Raw genomic sequence first — 21294 nt, forward strand, 5'->3', positions numbered from 1 at the left:
GACTGTCAAATACCTCGCTATATGTACAAAAAATGTAAGGACAAACTTTGCCGTACTGCTCATCAAATAGCTCACCTACATTGAATATTCCGCGATAACTGTGCTGTTACTACCTATCAAGTCTGGACCACTGGAAGAGGACGAAGGTTGCTCCTCTTCCAGTTTTTAGTACTGAGGAAACCGTGCACGATTTGGCCGTCGGGCATCATACTGCACACTGTTAGCATGGTGCTTCGGGGTTAACGACGGGATTGCTGCTGCATACCGCGTAATCTACACTGTCAATCAGGATATCGTAGAAATATTGGTGATCGGCAAGCGTAATGACGATGAGGTTTACAGGATCTGGGAACAGATGCAGTAGTCATCTTTTCATATCACTTCTTCACACCTGAGGGGTAGCAGCGAGGAGCAAAATCCTCACTCTCCAGCAAGAGCCGCTTTAACCTTTTCTGCCCGGCTTTCTGCTTCGCTCTCGATGTTTTTGTAGTTTTCGACATAGGCTTTCGCGAACCCATCGAATGAGAGCCTCTCATACTGTTCCACGTGGCAAGTTTCATGAGCCCACCAGAAAACATCGTCATCACTAGTACCGGGCTCAATGGAAAATGCAATCACGTTGCCAACCGTTACTGCGTGAGCATGGTTTCCCATGAAGACTTGATATCCATTAATGACCTCCGGTAGGGTTAAACCAAGTGGCGAAGCTATATACTTGACCTTGGCTAGAACTTCGGAAGTGAAGAACGGACGCAAAGCATTTCGTACAAGTAAAGGCATCGGCTTTGCGTAGGGTTCAAGTGCATCGTGTGCGCTCACCAGATAAGCAGCAAGGACTGCACTAAGAGGTGCCGTTGCAATAGCAGCGCCAATTTCCTCTGGTGTCTGCGCATCGAGGTGGCCAATCTGCTTAAGCAATGCAGGAATAATGTTTATTTCAACTAGTTTTCCTTCGATCGCCCCCCGAAGCAGCTTCGCACCATCGCCCCCATCATTCTTCGTGATGTCGGCTGCAAGAAAGTAAGGTTGCGACGCTGCGAGGCTAGCTGCGGACACTCCGTCGCTACTTACTCGAACAAGTTCAGCAACTGCATCTCGAATATCGTTGGGCTTATTTGTTGCTGCTGCCTTGGCAATTACGAGAGGTAGTAGCGCCAGCGTTTTCTGAGTAGCTAAGGCTGCCTCGGCCGCAGCTTTCCCGTGCTCAGCGGCTGCTCTTGCCGCTTCGCCTGCTGCTTTTGCAGCTTTTGTGGCTTCTTCATTTGCCTTAGCTAGAGCTTTTGCTGCCTCTTCGTTTGCTTTGTCTAGGTCAACGGCTCCGCCACTGGCTACTTTTACAAAGTCTGATACAAATCCACCCATACTTACCTCCGTAGGTTTGTCATTTTCAGTTGAAGAACTTCATTCCGCTTATATTTTTCTTTCATCAAGATTTTTTACAAAGGCAGTCAAAATTTATCGAGTAAAGTTGCCGATAGGAAATCTCTGACTTCATACCTGCATTGCTCAGTTACGTTCGCACAAAACAATGACTATTTAACCACATTAACTACATACTTGGGATATCAGGCGAGGGAATATTTTATAACCATCCCACAGTGCTGGCCGAACGCGCTGCAACTATGGGATGCAAGAAAGCGGTGCCCTGGAAGGCCGACACAGGGGCAAGTTCTGAACCGAGTATAAAAGGTTATCATTTAACGCCCAGCATCGACGACATGCTGGCCACGGCCATTGTCACAAAGCGCAAGGGCGACACAGGAACGAGGCCTGGCAGTGACAATCCGCATGACTTCTGTATTGATATCATTGCCAGTTGACAACGCACCAACTGCAATTTGAAAACTAGTAGCGACAGCGCTACAGACCGCTGCTGGAATTTTCGCTACAGCCAGGTTGAACCAATTTCGCAATGTACATATTGTATACACATCTGAACTTGGAGACGATCATGGCATGGCTGACACAATAACGTAATTCTGATCGAGGACTGCGTACCTCCAATGCAATCTTATAACCGGCAGGACTACGTTTAGGAAATGAGATGGGCTAACATCTGCTTTACAGCATTCGACTAACACCAGGCATGGATACAGGTATAGTGTTGGAATGACTTTCAGTGTCAATCAAGACAAAGTCTGAAGTAAGATGTAAAAGTTAAAAAATTATCTGGGATGACTTCTAAGAAACAATTCCATAGTGATACTGCTGAAAGAGTGGGCTTAAGGCACATCACAATACAAACCGAAAGAGATAATTATGAAAGAATATAGATTTAAAATACTAGAAGATGGTGACGAGCTTGAATCCTTTTCAGAGAAGAGAATGATAATCAAAAAAAGAAATGGCGAATACCATATATTCAAGATATCCGGTTTCTCAGAAGGTACACCGACGTATGACAAAAACTTCAAGGTGGTAATTAAGAAAGGGATTGGAAAAATCGAAGCGTATGATTCGGAATCAGAAATAACAATAATGGTCTAAAAATACTGTCATGTCAGATAATCAAAGCGATGAAAAGTGGGCAGTAAACCTTGCCTTTGTTGGAAACAAAGAAACCGTCAAAAAGGTGGTTAAACTGGTCAATGAAATGGAGGAGTCTGGCACCATTCAGGATTTCAACATGATCGAAGGACCGTTCTCAAAACTCCAAGACCTTTTAAAGGATAGAAAGCAAAATTTAATAGCCCCCCCACCAATGGTCACAGCTCCCACCGCTGCATTGCCACCAGTCACCGTGCCTACTCAGCGTGCAGAAGTCCCATCAGCCACTCAACTGTCACCCATAGATGAAATCGACGATGATTCCGGTTTTACAATAACATTGCATTTTGATGAAGATTATGATGATGACTAGGCCATACGCCCATATAAAGTCACAAAATCAAAGACGTAAAGAGGATTACCACCTTTGTCAATTCTGTGGATCTGATCAAAAAGTAGCTGCTCACCATATTTTTGAATATTCAAAAGGTGGGAGTTCTGCCCCAGAAGGGATGATCACCGTTTGCGAGCGTTGCCATCTCAGAATAATTCATAAAGATAGCAGAATTAGGATCATTAAAAAAGAAAATGGAATATTAACAATTGGACGAGGTGGCAAGTAGGGATTTTGACTATCGATAATGGTGGCTTTTCGATAGCTGACGACTGCGACATTTAAGCTCGTGTTGATTGAGTTCGTAGTACGTAATTGCAACTTCTGCTGAATTATGGAATCGCTATTGCGATTTAGTTCAAATTAAAGACACCCTGGCCACACTCGATCACCAGATCAAACGTGTCTAAAATCAGGTCTTTCTCGTGCCTCTCGTCTTCGAGCAATGCCATAACAGCCCTGTCAACTATTGTGTAGCGCTCCAAATTAGAATCTTAAATTCACTTGGCAAGTGGCATATGGACAGCAGGCACTAATTTGGTTGCATGAACTACCGTCACCAAATCGAACCTCAAGTAGCCTATGCTTTGAAAAGGGGCCATTGTATTCACTTCCTGAAAGCAAATTGTCAAAAAACCTCAAACGTTAATAATGTATAAATTTATATTATTTTAGATAATACTCTTTAAAATAAATTATAGTTATCGAATATATATATCTTAATACAAGATCGAGAGCGTTACATATGACTGCTGACAACAAAGACATAATCCGTTTTCCAATCAATCAAGGCGAGCACGCCAAACAATCATCTAAAGACAATCTACTAGCCAGGGACGTATTCAAGAAGATTGCAAATCTATTGAAAATCAGTGTAGAAAAACTGTATAAGAAAGAATGTGTTGACTTAGATGACCATAGAGCGCATGAGGCGATCTTAATTGATGGGGGACGTGGTGCAGGTAAAAGCTCAGTACTCGTGAATCTACAACTGTATCTGAGCAGCGAACCAGAGCTGGAAAATAAATTACTAATACTTAAGCCAGTCGATCCGACGCTCCTGGAAAATGGTGATGATCTTTTTCTGAATATTATTGTCGCTGCTTTAATCCGCAATGAACAAATTAAAATAGCTTTAAACAGATGCGATAAAAAGGCTGAAGCGTTCTACGAGCAATTACAAAAACTCGGTAGTGCTTTGGAGGGAGTGCAAACTCAAAGGACGCAATATGGTTTAGATAAGCTGCGCGCTTTCATTGGCAATCACGGCATCGCTGAAGAAGTTCATGCATTGTTTGAAAAAGCGCTAACACTAACAGGCAAAGAACTGATTGTTTTACCTATTGACGACGTTGACACATCGTTAGAGCATGCCTTTGAAAATATGGAGGTAGTCCGCAAGTATTTGGCGTCGCCATTCGTAATTCCAATCATTAGCGGCGATATTGACCTTTACTATGATGTCACATGGCGTGATTTTTTTGGGCGGATTATTAAGCATTCAAGAATTGATTTAGCCGAGGCAAAAACACGATCGCAAGATTTGGCCAATGAATATCAACGTAAAGTTTTGCCTTTACCAAGACGAATCTACATGCCAGAAATTCAGGAGTATTTCGATAGTACAAAAATATTCTTGGTAGATAGAGCAGGTAATACTCTACAAAGTTTCTCTCAAATCATTTTTTTGCTTGATTTTCTACTTAACGAGAGAGTGAATGGGAATGAAAATAGTCAATTAAAACTTCCTTTTATTTCAATACGTGAGTTCGCACAATTAATTAACGATTGTGAACCCGAATTATTGAGACTGCCAAAAAATTTCCTTTCCGATTCGGAGAATGAAGAAACCATTCATATTCAACAAGATATAGACAAGAAGGTCTTGTTCTTTGAAGGGGAAAAGCGATTCAGAGAAAATTCCCTACGTCTCATCACCTATGACAATTCAGCTTGGTTTGGGTTATTGGAAAGTCATTTTTTAAAGCATCAAAAAGGCGGTGCCGTTTATCTCGTAATGAATGCTAATGTGCAATGGATTCGCTTAGAAAATAGTAATCAGCCATCAAGTGTCCTTAACGTGGATTTATTTAAACCGCTATCGCAAAATGAAAAACATTATGCGCATTTTGATAAAGTTTTAGGTTTAAAAGATGCATGGAAATTCCATCTACAAGAGTTAATAAGAGCTCCAAAATGGATCGACGACTTGCCCGATAAAACAATACTCCCTTATCCGCTTCCTGAAATCGGTGTGCAAGGTGAGGCCAAGCTAACTAGTTCTGTTAAAGGAAAAGAAAGTGAATCCGATAAAACAACCTTGGTTTTCGCAGAATTAATCCGTCAATTAATGGTTCATCATAGTTTTTACTCTAGAAGCAATGATGGGAATTTAATTTTAACTGGCAGATTGTTCGAGTTATTGATTCTGAGCTTAATGCAGGATGTTAACAGCTCCCACATTAACGAGATATTAGACCGCGCTCCATTTTATTCAGCCGCCGCAATCGCAAGTACCAAAACGTTTTATTTCACTGAAGATAAATCAGAAATCACTACTAACAACAAATCAACAATAACTTTGGATATTCAGCCAGAGATAGAAGAACTTGTGAAGTTGATTAATACCTGGCGAAAAAATAATCCATCTACTCTTACCAATAAGCCACATGCATGGTTAATCTATAACGTCATGAATAAATACTTTAATCAAGTAAGTATTGACGGTTCATGGATATTAAATGAAGCCGGATATTCAGGTCGACTAGGTTTACGTTTTGCTGTCGATGTGGCGATTCGCTCGTTCAATGCTATCTGTGCTGCGTTTGGCAGTTTTGAGAAAAGCGGTATATTTAGTGGATCAAATAAAATTGCAAATATGAATGGTAGTACAGCCGATAAAAATTTCGAGCAAAATCAATTATTTTTACAGAATATATTGCCTTTTCTTGAATCGAAAAAATTGGATCAAGAAAATGAGACTGATGCAAAATGGCAGCCTATCCCAATAGCCTTTACTGGACATTTATATACGCATCCGTTGAAAAAATTATTGGTTGGTATTTTTAATGATCTGGAAATTCAAGGCAATCAAGAATCAACAATTTCAACACCTAATATAGGACAGGTGCCTCGCACATCAAAGACTCGTGCAGGGAGGATCAAAGATAAAATAATCAATCACTTGCAACGTTCATCCCCTGAAGTAAAAAACACCTTAAAGGCGGAGAAGCTGATATCTGGCTTCGATAAAATTAAGAAAGAGGAGCTTATTAAAGAAATAGCAAGCTTATTAACAACAGAGGAAAAGACGTATTTGAATAAGGTAGTAAAAAGGACTGTGAGTTTAAGCCCAAGGAATTATTTAGTGAGGCTGATGGTTGCTCTCGGTGTGATGTCGAGTCCTAAATAATGCTAGATCAATCCCTTTTCGAGCTGGCCATCGCAACATGCTTTTCTAGTCCAAACCTAGCAGCCAAACTCAAGAAGCATCTAATGCAATCAGATGCGCAAGACATTATGCAGAAAGATCACTTTCACGCTGCATGCATTGATTCATTAGGCAATGATTTGGACATAGACTATGCAAGACGTTTCCGGCTCAATGACATACACTCTGCCTTAGCAGTAGTTTGGCCATCCAATGTTTTTACAGATGATTCTGGCCTATCTAGTCTTGACCACTTATTTGAATCTTTGATGGAAACGAATGGTGACTACTATCAATATCGCGATGGGCAGGAACAAGCCTATGCGCGCATATGTGCACGACTAGACCCTGCGTTGATTGTTTGCTGGAAAATTGCCCAGCGCATAAATACCACCCCAAGCTTAGACTCACATGATGTGCTTCGCATAGTCGAGTGTCAGCAACCATTTTTTAGCCCTTTGCCGCCATCAGGTTCTGGCGTGGCGGATAACCATGTGCATCTAGGCGGCGTGCATTACGATGGTTTGATTTTGATGATTGGCGCTTTGGACAATTCCTATTCGCCAGCGCAAGAAAAATTGGATTACGATAGAGAATGTTTGCAGAACTTGCAGCGTTTAGCAATTGGCTTGTTAACCAAAGGGACTTGGCTAGATACTCCTTCTGATGTACCTCAAGATCACCAAAAAACAGAAGAATCATTGTGTATTTTATTGAGAACGGCCCTGGGTGAAGGATGGAAGGTCAGCACACCAGTCTATTTGCATTGGCAGACATTGCTTGGTCAAGCTACACAAGCTAATCCCAGAGATCCACGCTGGATACGTCAGCAGATTGCACGCAATATTCTAAACTCGAATATCGCAAAGGCTTGGCATTGGTTTTTGATTTGGTTGTGGACACATTATCAAGCTAAAAAGTGCCCGCACAATTTGCGCATGGCGATTTTTTATCTGCTTAATTCTCTGATGACTTTGCGCAGAAAGCTGATCATGGACGGCCAAGGGTTAACACGGTTTGTCGGCTTTTATGACCGTCCATTACGCTATGGCAGAGAATACTCAAATGGCATTAATGCAGCAAATACCTTGTTTCAACACGCTGATGATGTCGCCGAACTCAAAGTAACTCAGGGCAAGTTTGAACCGAAGGCTATTGGAAAGTGGTTAGCCCAGTTAGCTGCATTTAGTGGCATTCCAACGCCAGACGGACTAATGCCTATGAAAGAAAAGTCAGCAACCAACTATCGTGCGGTGATGGATCGTTGGCATTATTGCGTGCATTTTTTGCGCATAGCCAAGTATAAAAACAATCCAGGTCTAGTCTGGCAAGAAGCGAAAGCCCTGCATACCAAATTGCATCAGCAAGCCGGTTGGGATAGACCAGAAATGTTGGGAATCAGCAGCCGTAATAAAGGCAGCGAGCACCCACAGTTAGTCCCATCTCGCTGGGTTCGTGGATTAGATGTAGCAGGCGATGAAAACTTGGTGAAGGTGGAAACTTATGCGCCTGCAATTCGCTGGCTAAGATTAGGAATGCAAAGAAAACCATTCGGAGAACCTGCTAGTAGCGGGCTACATTTAAGTGTGCATGCAGGCGAAGATTACGGACATCCACTTTCCGGCATGCGCCATCTGGACGAAACTGTTCAGTTTTGCGAAATGCAGGCTGGTGATCGTTTAGGCCATGCGCTGGCGATAGGCATTACGCCTTTCGACTGGCTTGAACGACACGGTGATATGGTGATCCCTGTCGATGAACATGTCGACAATCTAGTCTGGGCTTGGCATTACGCGGGCGTGATGAGTGAATATTTGCCATTGGCAGCGCAGGTAATGCCTATGCTGGAGCGACGTATTCGCCTGATGTTACCATCTGTGCCTTGGGCCCACTTAGGTTGCATAGGGGTCTACCCTATCCATCAAGCATCGACTTTCATTAAAACCTGTACATCCGCGGAAAGTATTGCCAATCTACATCCTGATGTCTTATTTAAGGCCTGGCAGTTGCGCCGCAATTGCAGCTATTATTTAAAAGAATGGGACAAATCGGGTGTTAAGGATGAACCAGTGCTAGCTGCCTTGCCTGACCTGGAGAAACTAACGCAACGGTGTGAAAGTAATGCGAGACATTTTGAGCACAATAGCGTTTCAGAATACAAGCAAGAACTGGAATATTTGCCAGAAGTGAAGTTGTTTCGTAACCGTGCATGGTGGTTAGAAATGCAAAAAGAGGATAAATCTGCCCCCTCTCTCAATTGTCGACAAAAACATGGCGCCTTACCCAAAGTTAGGGTTAGGTTGGAAGCTCATGAACGTGTTGATGCTGGTTGGCAAAAAAAAATTCCTAATACTATGGGCTTGCTAGAGGATACTCATTCTCCGCAAGAATTGGAATTTATGCATGCTTTACAGGATTGGTTACTGGATAATTACGACCAGAAAGGTCTAATCATTGAAGTAAACCCGACGTCCAACACATATATCGCGAAACTAAAAAAACATGCAGAACATCCAATTTTTCGCTGGTATCCAATTTCGCAGAATAGTTTAGAGGAAGGCAAACAACATAACAAATTTGGCCTGCGCCGCGGACCGATCAAAGTTTGCATTAATACTGATGATCCTGGCATCATGCCGACTACTCTGCGCACTGAGTTTGCTTTGCTTCGTAACGCGGCACTAGAACATAAAGCCACCCGCACCGATGCTGAAGCCTGGCTGGAGCGCATACGTCAGATCGGTTTACGTGAATTTCACCAAAAACACCAGTCTGTCTGGATTAAAAAATAATACTGAGTAACTTTGATATGACCACAGAAAATATTAAGCAACCAAACCAATTAATAGAAGAAGCTAAGTCAGCTTTGCTGAGAGAATTTGATCAGTCAATTGCGTGGTATACGAGAAATATTGAGCAACGTGGTCGTTGGGCTAGAGGGCTTCGAGTATTAATGATCAGTTTCGGTGGAATGTCCGCAATTATTCCTACGCTTTCGCAAATCAAAATATGCGACAAGTTTTTTATATCCCCTCTGTGGACATCCGTCTTTATCGCTCTAACTGCGACCGTATTCGCTTTTGAAAAATATTATGGCCATTCTGATGCTTGGATGAGATTCACCCTTGCGAAACTCGAATTGGAGCGAGTAAAAGAGAAATTTTTGCTGACATGGATAAACTTTACACTTACAAACACAACTCCAGATGTAATAAAGATGTCGGTAGATGAGCTTATCCGTGTATCTACAGAAAAACACTTGATCATCAATAAAGAAACTTTAGCTTGGACCAAGGCATTCAAAAGTGGCTTGGCGTCCAGTAACTCAACAATCGTTGCCCCCAAGCCGTAATGAAATCTACAATAGATTAGTCTATAACCAGTTTATTTATTACAGGTACGGATTTCGCCCCAATGGAGGAATTGGTATAGGTACATTATGCAGCTCTCGCGCCAATGAATCCAACTGCTCTTGATTCGCAGAATTATTGTTCATATCGAAGCGATAGCCTAACCTCGTGCTAAGCTCCGGTGGCAAGATTGGCGCCTTCGGGCCCAAAGGTATTAAGGGAATAAATTTTGATGTACCGGCATTTTGCATTAACTGACCAGTAACCATCATATGTTCATATCCAGCACCACCCTGCCGCTCCATTGCCTTCCCCACATATCGCTCGGTACAAACAACCAGCACCCTATCTGACTCACCCAATGATCGTGCCATGAATGCAGCTAAATCAGAGCCAGGGCGTGCATGCCACTGATCTAGAATTACATCGATCCCCCGCATTCTTAACTCACCTCCTAATCGTGCCACCCATTGCTGATGCTCGGGTGAGTCCCACGAATACGAGATGAAGACTCTAGGCGGCCGCGGCAAAACCTGTCTATTTGCGGATACTAAGCCGGCCCTATGCAGCACACCCATAAGGTCAATATCCTTAATTGCCCAGTGCGTTCGATTGATCTCCCATTTTTCATCTATATCAAGATCACGATAAAGCATCTTCATTTGCTGTGGTGACAGTGAAGGAATGGCTAAGTCCAACTCCCAAGTAATTTGTAGCTCTGACGTTCGGCGTTGAATACCAGTGATACGGCCCACCCTTGCTGGTTCCTGAACGAAATTCTCATATGCAAACAATGATGGAAGCTGCTTTAATCGTTCGATATTAGAATTATCCATCGCCTTAAAAGTTGCTGCAATAATGTCATTCGTGTATTCAAGAAAGCGTGGTGCTTCCATTATCCAGGATGACTTGTTCCAGTTACCGCTGCCAGAAGTCATGAGCAAGTTATACATTTACATTCCACTTCATTCTAAATTTAGTCAGTAAATCAAACTGCCATTAGCAATTCGTCGAACGACAACAGCACATCCGGCTCACTTCTAAACCAAACCTTGCTGCCAATAGCTAATTCACTAATTCTCTTTTTGAAAGGAGAACTACTTCGATCCTCAAACGCTGTTATCAATAAGACTCTCGCAGCCGGTATCCCAGCATCAGCTGCTATCTTTAAAAGAGCATTTTTTCGGACTTCTGTAATTGGACCATCTGAATGAACAACTTCTATAAATGCAACTTTACCTTGATCGCTACCAACATCTACCATTACGACATCGGGTAGCTCCGCAGATGGATTGAATTCCAAGCCATAAGCTGCTGCATCGCCAATGAGCTCTGGGAAAGTTTTTTGATCCGAAATACTTACGTGTATCACAACAGGAGATTTCATAAGCCGAATGGCCAAGTCTTGACATACGTCGCGGGTAATAATCGAGGCCTCACCTGCCGCCAGTCTGAGTACCTTGTTGGTCGTCGGTAAGGTTACACTAACCTGCCCTTGTTTCTCTGTAACACCTCTTGCTAGAAGCCTCATGCGCTTCAGTGTCATAGGATTTAAGGCTTTCTCTTGCCATTGAAGAATGGCTTCATTCAACGCGTCTCCGCTCAAATCGGGAGATAAAAGCGTAGCAAAATCATCGGATATGGCATAGATAGGTGCGGGGCTGGTCGGAGCAACACCTTCGCGCTTGACGATAATGCCGATAGGAAGGGCTCTATTTCGGATTAAATCATCACGTAACGGCTCACGCGTATTGTCGGCATACCATTGCTGACCTAATGGCTTATGTCCTGGTGTCTGGCAAGTGGATAGCCAAGTCAATCGCGCTGAATCGTCTACAAGCGTTGCTTGCTCATGACTAAATCGTATGATTGTTGACGGACGAAAAAAACGAGCTGCACTTTCTGTGAATCCACCATAAAGAGCCACAAAATATGCTTTAGTCGCCATTTCCCCCGTAAGAATACGTCTGTCTGGGAAGTTATCTGGGAAAATAACATTCACTCGCTCTCTAATTTCGTCAATACTTGGCAATGCAGGAAGAGAATTCATATTGGCTCCTTAATGTTGGAACCAATTTTATACCTGCACCTCAAGAACTGCAACAAGTAAATTTAACCTCCAGTTAAAATATCCTCAAGCGCTTAACTGCTGCGGAAATATCTCACGCAAAACCTGCTCTACAGCAATATCCATTTGTTCTAGCGAGCTGTCTGGCGTTAGCATTCTTCCAATAGCGCAAAGCTGAGCCAGCGGAGGCAGCTTGATTTTTCGCAAGTCAGTCGCGTTGACTTGAGTGCTGCCAGAAGTACTACGGAAGTGCCTGTCAACCATACTACTTCCAAGAAATGCTGAGAGTCCACGTGCCTCATCTACAGTCATTCCGCCTTTCAACTGATAAATATAATTCAAATGATTTTCAAGCCCAATCACATCACCAGGCAGGTCACCAGCATAGGCAGTAACATTTATGCGACGTGCATTCTCGTTGGGGCTAAACCGGCGCATTAACACCATAGGCGCATTTCTCACCAGCATCCAAGCTGACCCTGCATTCGCCAAAATGTACTCTCGCTTCTTCTGGATAGGCCATCTAACACCACTTGTCGATACATGCTGCATCCAAAGAAGTGGTACTGTACCATCCTCAGGAACAGACCGAATGTAATCTAAAGAGCGAAAGGGGACTACAGGGCCAGTAGATACTTTAAGCCCGTATGTTTCAAGTGTCCCAGTCCATAAATCAAATGGACTATCTTCATTTGACAATGGCAACGTCATAACTTTCGTCACATTGTCTTCAAACAATTTCGTTAATGGCAGCGTTTGCAATGCCGCGTTATTCATGTCCGTTACCCCAACACTTCGTGTCACGGTAACAGTTAAGCGAGGATCAATCTGAGCAATGCCTGTTGCCCAGGTAATTACAGCTTCTTGCAAAATCGCCTCTTCTGAAAAGTGATCTTTCCTACTCTCAAAACAATGCAGGGCATCTATATTTAAACAAGCGAATATAGAGCGACGAACGGCCTCAAAATAACTACCGCTCATCCACGATCTAGGCGTAATGAAGCAAAATTTCCCATTTCCTGCGGCAAGACGGGCGCATGCAGCCATAAATAGGCCATAAATATTAGGCTGCCCATAAACAGCATAGCTATGCGTAACTGCTCGAGGATCGCTTTTATTCAGCTTAAAATATGGCGGATTGGCGATGATAAGCAAACTTTCCGTAGCGACACCGGTAACTGCCAATTCAGAAAGTAAAAAGTCTTCTTGTAAAACTTTCCAATCAAGTACGATTTCCTGCTTTTCGCAAGCAATTTGTAATAAGTTAGCTAATTCTTCAAGCCCACTGATAAGACGTTCATCGAGCTCAAACATCAACAACTCAATGCGTGCGGGGGGGAATTCTTTTTTAAGCAGTTCTTGAATTACAGCTGCTGCAAGTATGCCCGCCCCAGCCGCAGGCTCTAAAACGCGAACTACTGGCTGATCTACCTCGGCTACGAGCCGCTGTGCCATGAAAGTAGCAATTTCTGGCGGAGTCATGAACTGACCCATGCTTTTTTGGTCTTCGCGAGAAAGTGTCGCTACAAAAGCCCGACCTTTGGAGTGTGCAAATTTAATCATGCGGCATTTTCCTTTAGTGCCTCGATTTTGTACATAGTTTTTAGGAGCGATTGACTCAAGCAAATGCATGTTTGACTCGCCACCAAAATTCTGCAAATGAAAAAGGAATTTAAGTGTTACAACAGTCAATTGTCAACTTATTATTAACACCCAGTGTTTGCATTGGCAAGCAACGTCTTCTGACGGCAACGACATATGCCAAACCATCAATTCAAAGCAAGCTCGGGATCTTTCGCTTTGACACTGGCCTGATATAACGAGCCAAAGTAACATCCGATTTGTGCCCTGTCTGTTCCCGAATTTGGTAGGGCTGCAATCCCGTCATGGCAGCTTCTGTACAGTAACCGGCACGTAAGCTATGTCCAGCAACATTACGGGCAGCTTCCTCCCCACCTACTCTGCGAACTGCCGCTTTTAATATCAGAGCAACGGATTGCGGGGTCAAAGATTTTTTACTGACAAGAGTGTCGTGACGACTAACTGGCCTAAACACTGCCCCTTCTGTGATGTTTGCAAGCATAAGCCACCCCTGCAACGCTTTCACTGGGCAACGGTTTCCTTTTGCATAAGGTATAAACACCGTTCTACCCGCCCCCTCTTGGTCGGTCTTTGATCGCTTCAATAATATTTCCAAACCTGTGTCGTAAGTACTGACGTCTTCAATCTTCAACGCAACCAATTCAGATCGCCTAAACGCACCAGCGAAACCAATTAATAATAATGCCTTATCTCGTGCCGCCTTCAAAGGGCTTTGCTGATCAATCAGAATCATAATTTCCAGCAGATCATCTTTCACCAAGGCAGTGACGCGACGCTGACTTGTCCCAAATGTGCGGCGAATTCCCTGCATTGTCCTTTTCACAGACTTATCCACTACTGGGGATTTGATTCCAATGTCAGAGTGTGCTCGATGGATGGCGACTAACCGGTGCTGAAGGGTTGCTACTGCCAGTGAATCAGCGAATTTAGCGATGTACTCAGCAACCATAGCTGGTGTCGCTGGTATAGTGCCGCCATGCTGTTTAAAATGGCGTATAGCAGCGTTATAAGCGTGTTGTGTAGCTTTTGATTGTGCGGCTGCCGTGTAGCTTTCAACTAATGACTGTATTGGCGCTTTAATGGCTTGATCTGGCTTTAATCGTTTTGCATTCTTGGTGGCTGACGGTGATATATTTTGAATAGCCATTTTGATTGTCCATGAAATAGGTTTTTTGGCCATTAGCCAAAAATAAGGGAAAGTAATTTCATCTTTAATTGATGTGCCGAAGCTGCTCATGGTTTGGCGTTGGGAAAGCGCTCAATCGCACCTGGTTCAAAATCAACTGTCGATCTACGGCATGCTGCAGCGATAGAATGTATAACCGCTGCAAACTCCCCTAGTTCACCAAGCAACCATCCTATTGCCTCAGTCGCATCAGCAGGTATTTCTCGGGACTCAATTTCCGGCGACGAATGTGCTATCAATAAGCCGATGGCTGATATGCCTCGGTGGATCGTCAGCATTGCTGCTTCCCCATTAAGTGCGAACTGAGACAGTAAAACTGGATTTGCCGCCGCGTAGTCGATTTCATATTGCTCATTTACTGTCAAGTGCGGCAGTTGTAGCAACAGATCGCGGATAGGCCGCGTAGCAAAATTTTCCGCAACCTCTTTCTCGCTCCTGTTTACCGATCGATATGGTTTCATGTTAATACTCCTCAGGAAATAGTAACGTGGTGGCGCTGCGATCTGTTTCAGTGATAATCCAGAACCTTCTGTTCATGGCTACGTATGCAGAGAATATACGTGAGCCATTCTGGACAGCCAAATTATTGGCAATCACGTCTTCAGGCGTAATATCACCCCAATCACCTTGCAAGTGGCGAAGCAAGTAAGAATTAGTTTCTATGCCGATCTCGCACAAGTAGGATGCCATTGCAGTTGTGGCTACGATGCGCCCGGCAGAAAACAATATTCTGCGCTGAGCATGCTGCCCAATCTCGAACTCACTTAGGTTTTTATTTTTATCTCTCATGGAATTTATTCCGGCTAATGCAATTATTACAAACAGGAAGACGACAAAAGTCCACTGAAGGCTTAATCCTTCAGCGAACAATTTTCAGCGTCTATTGGGAGTAAAAAGGGACTGCGCTTTCTATTCAGAAAGCATCAATGGGGAATAAGGATGGCCAGCTTTGAAGTCTGACGAACAGGCTGCTAACGACAATCTGATGCAGCCTTTTCCAGCGCCTCTTGTTTCATCAACTCTTCTTGACCAGCACTGATTCTCAATTCTTCGCCTCTATCTGCAGCCTCTTTACTGGCAAGCGTTATTTCATTGTCACGCTTCTTTTCCCACTCGCTCATTTTTTTAGCAACGCAAGGACTTAAAGGTGCGGCAACTGGTGCAGGTTCTGGTGTGATGTATGTGGGAGCCGGCTGCGCAGGTGGCGTCTCTACTTTATTTGACTGTGCTAATGGCGGTGCTGGTGTGGGTGCCGTGGCATTCTCTGAGCCTGACGCTGGTGCGAATTCGAGGTGCAAGTTATCACCTACCAGTCGCCAGCCCTGCTCTGATTTGATCAGCATGCCAAAGCCTGACAAGTTGTATTTTTTTACCAGTTCCGCCTTATCCTGATTTGCGCTCAAAACAGCCAGATTTGAAATATAGGTATGACATCCAATCCAGCTCGGGTCCATTTTGTGCTGGATGTAGGATTGGAGAGCTTGTTCGGGTGACTGCTTTAAAGTGAGTGCAGCCGTAAAATCGACGCGATAAGATTTACCTTCTTCGATGCCGTCAACTTTGCGAACATCATTAACAGTCCAGAGTTCACATTGTCCCAGCACGTTTTTGATATATGGTTCTATATCCGATGCTCCTGGCTTGCCGTTACTACATGCAGCAAGTGACAGCACAGCACCGAAAGCGACAATCATTCGGAAGCCGCCTATCAGGTGAGCGAATGTGGGTTGGACTTGATTTTTAGAGGTTAAGTTGTTTTTCATTTGGATTTATTTCCTTATTGAACTTCATCGTTATCCGTGGTGTGCAATGACCAGGCTATGCCGCAAGCTGAAATCGTCAACATTGCTACGAAGCCTATCCAGAAGCCGACGTCTAACGTTGACCCCATGTTGCCGTAGTGGTTAGTCCATGTTGTTTTGTTTGCGACGTTGTTGTAACCAAGCAGCACAAATGCAATGACAATGTTCACAAGCAGATTCTTTAGCTGCACCGACTTCTGGAGAAATACTGGGTATAAAGCGAAGGCTAGCGGGAGCAGCGCAAGATAGGCTTTCTCATTCCAGCCAGTAACCGACCCACCATCACGCGCCATTTGACCTGCTGGAACACAGGCCCAAGATAGGAAGAATGAAAAAGCAAATATGCCCATGCCAACCAGCACCCCCAGGTAGGCAGTGTTCTTGCTGATTTTGTGCTTTAACACATCAAGATTCTCAATCCCAGTTTTCAGCGCGTTACCGCCAGCAGGTGAACCAGCTACTGCACTTCCTGAGTTTGGTGGTGATGCTGCCGTTTTAGCTGCGAATGCATCAGGAGTCGGCAAGTCAATATCTAATGCCAGTACATCTCGTTCTGGTAGTAATTCACATGCGCCCCCTGCTGCCTCGATGGAGCCTTTATAACTACTGGCCAGATCAAAAGAAATACCTTTCTTTACTACAAAGTTGGAGCTCGACAACAGAGCATCAACCTGTTCAAGACTTGTTTTAAATAACACTGCTAATTTTTGCTTGGCCTCAGAGGGTGACTCCCCTGGTTGCAAGCCTTTGAGAATCACCTGAAAAGTAGCCGTGTCCGACTGGAGTTCCTGGTTAGGTGTTTGAGTTTGTGGCGTCACGTTGTCGTCCTCATAATAAAATCTAGAAACATGTTAAAAATCACACTTTGAGTTTGGATAGCATTGCACATAATACATCAACCAAACTCAAAGTGTGTGGATTAGGCGTCATGAACATTGGATGCTTCGTCTTGTGCAAAACATCCAAACTCAAAAGTGTGGAGCGCAGCTATTGTTTGCTGCGAATATGAAGCGGATTCGGTTAGAGAAATCCTTAACTCAGGAAAAACTGGCCGAACTTTCTGATCTCCATCCCAATTACATCAGCTCGGTTGAACGTGGCCGACGCAATATCTCGATATGCAATATTGAGCGGATAGCACACGCCTTGAATGTATCGATGCCTGAATTATTGCAAGACTACCCGCCAAAAGCATAAGTAAGACTTGCAGCTTGCCTTGGCATGTACGGCAATTAACTTTTGGCTGCCATTCGATTCATTGGCGTCACTCCAATGAACCAGGCGGGAACCAGCGTCTGAAAATCAGTGCGCACATACAAAGATGCATCAATCCAATATGCGGGGTCTATCATGTACTCTACTGGCTGCTTGGTATTCGATTTATCCCTGACAAAAACCACATGCCTGCCGATTTCGGTTTCTGGGTCGTAATCCACCATCGCTATTGCGACGTTGTGGATATCAACAAGACCCGTTTCAACCTCTTTGTAGATGGTTGAGACAAACCCGTAATGAGCCAGGACTTTATTGATCAATTCCTCCGTAATGAAATATGGACCGTTCGCAGGATGTTTAAATTTATCAATGGCGACCTGAACAACTTCATCTAGCGACTTATTAGTAATCATCGCAATGCACGCGAAAGCACAATCATGATCGACAGCCTGTTGAATTCTTTTAAATACAGGCTGAATGGTCTGCGGTTGACTCCCTGCCGGGGTAGTAGCCATAGTCGTTCCTTTTTGGATAGGATTGCATTAGAAATGCGCGCAGCGACACCCACCTTGATAATAAAGAATCAAAGAAATTCCGAGGAAAATTGAAAACTACTTGACCAGGTTGATCGCACCCAAAATTCTGATGCGTTAACCTCAAGAACGTGCTGCTGCGCGGTGATATCAAAACTCTGACAAATGCGCGTGGCAAGTATGTCGTTGAAAATGAGCTTTGACAGCTAAATTTTACCGGAGTTTACTCAATGGGACACGTGATAATAACTTCGTGTACAACGTACTTTTCTCTGTTAAAATCGGCAAGCTTGGAGTTTTTTCACAAAAACTACGCACTGCCGTAGCCAACTAAGTTTGCACGCCAGAGAACGGCTTTAAACGGCCAGACAAGCTGCCGTATCGCATTGGCTGCACCAAATACGTGACATGGCATACAAACGCCGTATGAAGCAGGAAATATTATTTACGATTTTCCTGCTCACCAGCAGGTAGGCATGCATTCTCAATTTGCGTCAAATAATCCCCCCACAACGTCAACGCCTGACGTCTCTCTTCAAAATACGTATGCACGTCATATATACCTTCTATGCCGGGCAATTTATGATTCAGACACATCTCTGTAATGTCACGAGGTACACCGAGCCTGCGCATGTGACTTTTTGCGGTTGACCGTAGATCATGGGGTGTAAATCGTCTTACAGCAGGACTATGTTCGACGTACCAGAACTCAATAGCTGCCCCAATAGTATTAGGGTTAATCGGCGCATCTCCACCAAATTTGACTTTCCTGCGCTCTGCCCTGGCAGGTAAAACAAACATAGAATTAATAGTGAGTGACTGAAGTTCTTTTAACCAGGCTATAACTGACGATGTAAGGGGAATTTGGATGCCTGGACCCGTCTTACTTGATGGCACGCTCCAAATTCGTTTCTCAAAATCAAACTGATCCCATTTGGCATTTCTAAGTTCATCCGAACGTACCGCTGTAGCAAGCAGCAGTCTGACCGCCAAGGCATTCTCCCGCCGCATATCAGCTGCAAAAAGCAACTTTAACTCTTGTTCGGCAAGCATCAACCTCTTTTTGATTGAGGGGCGCTTCCCCAATACAGCATTTAATTCAATGCCCACGCAAGGGTTGGCTGGAATTATTCTTTTCCCAGCCGCGTGACGAAAAAGCATCCTAGCAGTGGACAAAAGCATGCTTGATTCAGTCCACGTTGCCGCCACCTCTTCAATCATAGTGACAATGTCCAATGGCGTAACTTTTGACACGACGTATGACCCCATTTTCGATTCAATACGTATTAAATTGCGACCATAGCTGCGCTGGGTACTAATCCCTAAACCAGCGAGAATTTTATTTCTATAATCGTCAATCAACTCTCGAACTGTCCAATCTTGCAAAGCCATTGCTTTGGCTTTTCGCTTATCTGAAGCCGGGTCGCTGCCTCGATCTATTTCTGCTCGTTGCTCACGTGCTCGCCTTCTCGCCTCGGATAGCCCAATATCAGGATAATTGCCAATCGTAAATTCCCTGGCACGTCCAGCGTGCCGATAACGAAGAACCCAAGAGGCAGTTCCTGATTTAGAAAGCGTAAAAGTTAGGCCATCTCCATCTGACCTAGCAAGTGGCAACGGGAGTTGTATAATTTCATTTGTTTGTTGATCTTTGACAGTGAGAGCATCACCGTTCTCAACTGCCCGCATCCAGTGTTTTAACTGAAGCGATTCAAGCATTTCCTTTGTTCTAGTGCCCACGTTTCATCCTAGTCGTAACATATAAATTTGTAGCTAGCTACACTCCTAGCTACACATTTTTATCGCGATTGAATGATACATCAATAGACAACAATGAACAAATTTCTTTTTAAAATCAAATACTTATAATTTAAAATATACGGCAATAGACGTGAATAGATCAACTAAAAAACAATACGATATTATTTTGATGTGACAACTTTTAAGCACTTGTTGCGATCATTAAGAAATTTAATTCCTAGTTTGAATATGTATTTACATCTGCGAATAGCATTTCTAGGCCGTCAGACTTTCGCATATCTAAGGATAAGCAATGACTATCTTAAATTTAGAGATTACTTCTGTTTTTGTTGAAGGCTACAAGGGCTTCAAAAAGAGAGCTGTCATCAATCTATCTTCACTAACTCTTGTTTTTGGCGAGAATAGTGCAGGGAAAAGTTCAATCTTAAGACTATTAGTCTCTATTTCCAAAGCTATTACGCTTAAATCTGTGTATCCGTTATTGCCTGTCAATGTGGATGGGGAAGAATCAGGATTTAGCGCCCTTCTCACTGGAGAAGGTAGCTCGCCACTGGAAATTGGTTTTACTTTTAAAGAGCTAGGTAAAGATAACGTTCATTTCGAAGTTAAATATGTAATATCGTATTTACGCGAAATTAATAGAGCATTAATTACAGAATTCCATATCACAAAAAATGGGCTTCCGACAAAGATATTTTTATTAGATATAGATAATTACACATCTCCTTATCAACGTGAAAATACATATCTTTGTAATCAATCTGATAGTGGTATTTTGGAAAAGTATATCTTTTCTTTTGAAGGATTAGCTCCCAAAATATTTCATTCAAGCAACAGTATTCCACATGAATTACTAAGCGACATAATCGCTATCGAAAATACCCTAATAGATTTTTCGGAGTCGATTATTTGGGTAGGCCCTCTTAGAGGCAGTTCGAGATCTTATTGTAAACAAAAGGAATATTGCGTAAACTTAGGTGATGAGAAAAGCCTACCCAAGCGACATCAGTAGAGAACAGTTTGCGAAGATAGAAGATATTCTGCTGAGCGCACGCAAGAAAACCAAGCCGCGCCAAGTGGATTTATATGATGTTTTCTGCGCGGTATTGTACGTGTTAAAAAGCGGCTGCCAGTGGGACATGATGCCGAGCGACTTTCCTCCCAAAAGTACGGTGTACACGTACTTTAAGCAATGGAAAGAGAAGCCGTTGGGAAGTGAGTTAAGCCTGCTGGAGCAGGCTTTAAAAAAATCAGGTTGGCGCGGCCCGTACCAAACATGGTCGGAACGTACACAGCACCTTTTTGATCGTTGACGCCCAGAGTGTCAAAAACACGGATACGGCAAAACACAAAGGCTACGATGCAGGGAAGAAAGTATCAGGAATCAAGCGCCATATTGCGGTTGACACAGAGGGGCTACCTCATGCCATTGCCGTGACAACAGCCGACATCACGGATAGAAAGGG

General features: G+C 43.5%; 19 protein-coding genes and 1 pseudogene. 9 read left to right on the forward strand and 11 right to left on the reverse strand.

Annotated elements, in window-relative coordinates:
• Positions 1 to 420 precede the first annotated feature (420 nt).
• Positions 421 to 1362, reverse strand: coding sequence for a DUF4157 domain-containing protein (locus Q8K39_RS08150; RefSeq protein ID WP_305259316.1), 942 nt, complete (start codon positions 1360 to 1362; stop codon positions 421 to 423).
• A gap of 897 nt (positions 1363 to 2259) precedes the next feature.
• Between Q8K39_RS08150 and Q8K39_RS08155 the strand changes: the two genes are divergently transcribed.
• From Q8K39_RS08155 to Q8K39_RS08175, 6 genes are all read left to right on the forward strand, one after another.
• Entirely contained in the window at positions 2260 to 2487 is a 228-nt protein-coding gene (locus Q8K39_RS08155; RefSeq protein ID WP_305259318.1) for a hypothetical protein, read from the forward strand.
• Positions 2488 to 2497: 10 nt separating this feature from the next.
• Complete coding sequence (locus tag Q8K39_RS08160) at positions 2498 to 2860, forward strand: hypothetical protein (protein WP_305259320.1); 363 nt, start codon at positions 2498 to 2500, stop codon at positions 2858 to 2860.
• Complete coding sequence (locus Q8K39_RS24955) at positions 2853 to 3110, forward strand: HNH endonuclease (protein ID WP_370868580.1); 258 nt, start codon at positions 2853 to 2855, stop codon at positions 3108 to 3110. The genes Q8K39_RS08160 and Q8K39_RS24955 overlap by 8 nt, the downstream gene beginning before the upstream one ends.
• Positions 3111 to 3626: 516 nt before the next feature.
• Positions 3627 to 6293 (forward strand): antiviral RADAR system adenosine triphosphatase RdrA, encoded by a 2667-nt coding sequence (gene rdrA, locus Q8K39_RS08165; protein WP_305259322.1) that lies wholly within the window; start codon positions 3627 to 3629, stop codon positions 6291 to 6293.
• Positions 6293 to 9103, forward strand: coding sequence for an antiviral RADAR system adenosine deaminase RdrB (gene rdrB, locus Q8K39_RS08170; RefSeq protein ID WP_305259323.1), 2811 nt, complete (start codon positions 6293 to 6295; stop codon positions 9101 to 9103). Before rdrA ends, rdrB begins: the two co-directional genes overlap by 1 nt.
• Positions 9104 to 9120: 17 nt before the next feature.
• Complete coding sequence (locus tag Q8K39_RS08175; protein ID WP_305259324.1) at positions 9121 to 9663, forward strand: SLATT domain-containing protein; 543 nt, start codon at positions 9121 to 9123, stop codon at positions 9661 to 9663.
• Between the two features lie 39 nt (positions 9664 to 9702).
• Here Q8K39_RS08175 and Q8K39_RS08180 read toward each other — a convergent pair whose 3' ends face one another.
• The 8 genes from Q8K39_RS08180 to Q8K39_RS08215 form a co-directional block, all read right to left on the reverse strand.
• Positions 9703 to 10614, reverse strand: a complete 912-nt coding sequence (locus Q8K39_RS08180) for a toll/interleukin-1 receptor domain-containing protein (protein WP_305259326.1) — start codon at positions 10612 to 10614, stop codon at positions 9703 to 9705.
• A 35-nt stretch (positions 10615 to 10649) separates the two neighbouring features.
• Positions 10650 to 11711, reverse strand: a complete 1062-nt coding sequence (locus Q8K39_RS08185; RefSeq protein ID WP_305259328.1) for a BsuBI/PstI family type II restriction endonuclease — start codon at positions 11709 to 11711, stop codon at positions 10650 to 10652.
• A gap of 84 nt (positions 11712 to 11795) precedes the next feature.
• Positions 11796 to 13292 carry an Eco57I restriction-modification methylase domain-containing protein gene (locus Q8K39_RS08190; RefSeq protein ID WP_305259330.1) on the reverse strand — a complete coding sequence of 499 codons (1497 nt, stop codon included), beginning with the start codon at positions 13290 to 13292 and terminating at the stop codon, positions 11796 to 11798.
• Positions 13293 to 13503: 211 nt separating this feature from the next.
• Complete coding sequence (locus Q8K39_RS08195) at positions 13504 to 14568, reverse strand: site-specific integrase (protein WP_305259332.1); 1065 nt, start codon at positions 14566 to 14568, stop codon at positions 13504 to 13506.
• Complete coding sequence (locus Q8K39_RS08200) at positions 14565 to 14978, reverse strand: hypothetical protein (protein WP_305259336.1); 414 nt, start codon at positions 14976 to 14978, stop codon at positions 14565 to 14567. The genes Q8K39_RS08195 and Q8K39_RS08200 overlap by 4 nt, the downstream gene beginning before the upstream one ends.
• Position 14979: 1 nt before the next feature.
• Positions 14980 to 15306, reverse strand: coding sequence for a hypothetical protein (locus Q8K39_RS08205; RefSeq protein ID WP_305259338.1), 327 nt, complete (start codon positions 15304 to 15306; stop codon positions 14980 to 14982).
• Between the two features lie 182 nt (positions 15307 to 15488).
• Positions 15489 to 16280 (reverse strand): hypothetical protein, encoded by a 792-nt coding sequence (locus Q8K39_RS08210; RefSeq protein ID WP_305259340.1) that lies wholly within the window; start codon positions 16278 to 16280, stop codon positions 15489 to 15491.
• A 14-nt stretch (positions 16281 to 16294) separates the two neighbouring features.
• The gene (locus Q8K39_RS08215) at positions 16295 to 17137 is read right to left on the reverse strand and encodes a hypothetical protein (protein WP_305259342.1); all 843 of its coding nucleotides are present in this window, start codon (positions 17135 to 17137) and stop codon (positions 16295 to 16297) included.
• 187 nt (positions 17138 to 17324) lie between these two features.
• On the opposite strand from Q8K39_RS08215, the gene Q8K39_RS08220 reads away from it, so the two are divergent.
• Positions 17325 to 17516 (forward strand): helix-turn-helix domain-containing protein, encoded by a 192-nt coding sequence (locus Q8K39_RS08220; RefSeq protein WP_370868581.1) that lies wholly within the window; start codon positions 17325 to 17327, stop codon positions 17514 to 17516.
• A 35-nt stretch (positions 17517 to 17551) separates the two neighbouring features.
• Here Q8K39_RS08220 and Q8K39_RS08225 read toward each other — a convergent pair whose 3' ends face one another.
• Both Q8K39_RS08225 and Q8K39_RS08230 read right to left on the reverse strand, forming a co-directional pair.
• Positions 17552 to 18049, reverse strand: a complete 498-nt coding sequence (locus Q8K39_RS08225; RefSeq protein WP_305259344.1) for a hypothetical protein — start codon at positions 18047 to 18049, stop codon at positions 17552 to 17554.
• 459 nt (positions 18050 to 18508) lie between these two features.
• Positions 18509 to 19786, reverse strand: a complete 1278-nt coding sequence (locus Q8K39_RS08230) for a site-specific integrase (RefSeq protein WP_305259346.1) — start codon at positions 19784 to 19786, stop codon at positions 18509 to 18511.
• A 334-nt stretch (positions 19787 to 20120) separates the two neighbouring features.
• Between Q8K39_RS08230 and Q8K39_RS08235 the strand changes: the two genes are divergently transcribed.
• Both Q8K39_RS08235 and Q8K39_RS08240 read left to right on the forward strand, forming a co-directional pair.
• Positions 20121 to 20840 carry an AAA family ATPase gene (locus tag Q8K39_RS08235; RefSeq protein ID WP_305259348.1) on the forward strand — a complete coding sequence of 240 codons (720 nt, stop codon included), beginning with the start codon at positions 20121 to 20123 and terminating at the stop codon, positions 20838 to 20840.
• Positions 20809 to 21294, forward strand: a pseudogene (locus Q8K39_RS08240) (IS5 family transposase); the annotation flags it as partial. The gene Q8K39_RS08235 and the pseudogene Q8K39_RS08240, both read left to right, overlap by 32 nt.

It is taken from the genome of Undibacterium sp., assembly GCF_030683615.1.
GTDB classification, from domain to species: domain Bacteria; phylum Pseudomonadota; class Gammaproteobacteria; order Burkholderiales; family Burkholderiaceae_D; genus Undibacterium; species Undibacterium umbellatum.

Bases quoted from the DNA above. Each gene is read 5' to 3' on its own strand.
- rdrA (WP_305259322.1), top strand. From the start codon at position 3,627: ATGACTGCTGACAACAAAGACATAATCCGTTTTCCAATCAATCAAGGC.
- Q8K39_RS08155 (WP_305259318.1), top strand. From the start codon at position 2,260: ATGAAAGAATATAGATTTAAAATACTAGAAGATGGTGACGAGCTTGAA.
- Q8K39_RS08220 (WP_370868581.1), top strand. From the start codon at position 17,325: ATGAAGCGGATTCGGTTAGAGAAATCCTTAACTCAGGAAAAACTGGCC.
- Q8K39_RS08235 (WP_305259348.1), top strand. From the start codon at position 20,121: ATGACTATCTTAAATTTAGAGATTACTTCTGTTTTTGTTGAAGGCTAC.
- Q8K39_RS08185 (WP_305259328.1), bottom strand. From the start codon at position 11,711: ATGAATTCTCTTCCTGCATTGCCAAGTATTGACGAAATTAGAGAGCGA.
- Q8K39_RS08190 (WP_305259330.1), bottom strand. From the start codon at position 13,292: ATGATTAAATTTGCACACTCCAAAGGTCGGGCTTTTGTAGCGACACTT.
- Q8K39_RS08195 (WP_305259332.1), bottom strand. From the start codon at position 14,568: ATGAGCAGCTTCGGCACATCAATTAAAGATGAAATTACTTTCCCTTAT.
- Q8K39_RS08160 (WP_305259320.1), top strand. From the start codon at position 2,498: ATGTCAGATAATCAAAGCGATGAAAAGTGGGCAGTAAACCTTGCCTTT.
- Q8K39_RS08230 (WP_305259346.1), bottom strand. From the start codon at position 19,786: ATGCTTGAATCGCTTCAGTTAAAACACTGGATGCGGGCAGTTGAGAAC.
- Q8K39_RS24955 (WP_370868580.1), top strand. From the start codon at position 2,853: ATGACTAGGCCATACGCCCATATAAAGTCACAAAATCAAAGACGTAAA.
- Q8K39_RS08210 (WP_305259340.1), bottom strand. From the start codon at position 16,280: ATGAAAAACAACTTAACCTCTAAAAATCAAGTCCAACCCACATTCGCT.
- Q8K39_RS08150 (WP_305259316.1), bottom strand. From the start codon at position 1,362: ATGGGTGGATTTGTATCAGACTTTGTAAAAGTAGCCAGTGGCGGAGCC.
- Q8K39_RS08175 (WP_305259324.1), top strand. From the start codon at position 9,121: ATGACCACAGAAAATATTAAGCAACCAAACCAATTAATAGAAGAAGCT.
- Q8K39_RS08200 (WP_305259336.1), bottom strand. From the start codon at position 14,978: ATGAAACCATATCGATCGGTAAACAGGAGCGAGAAAGAGGTTGCGGAA.
- Q8K39_RS08205 (WP_305259338.1), bottom strand. From the start codon at position 15,306: ATGAGAGATAAAAATAAAAACCTAAGTGAGTTCGAGATTGGGCAGCAT.
- rdrB (WP_305259323.1), top strand. From the start codon at position 6,293: ATGCTAGATCAATCCCTTTTCGAGCTGGCCATCGCAACATGCTTTTCT.
- Q8K39_RS08180 (WP_305259326.1), bottom strand. From the start codon at position 10,614: ATGTATAACTTGCTCATGACTTCTGGCAGCGGTAACTGGAACAAGTCA.
- Q8K39_RS08225 (WP_305259344.1), bottom strand. From the start codon at position 18,049: ATGGCTACTACCCCGGCAGGGAGTCAACCGCAGACCATTCAGCCTGTA.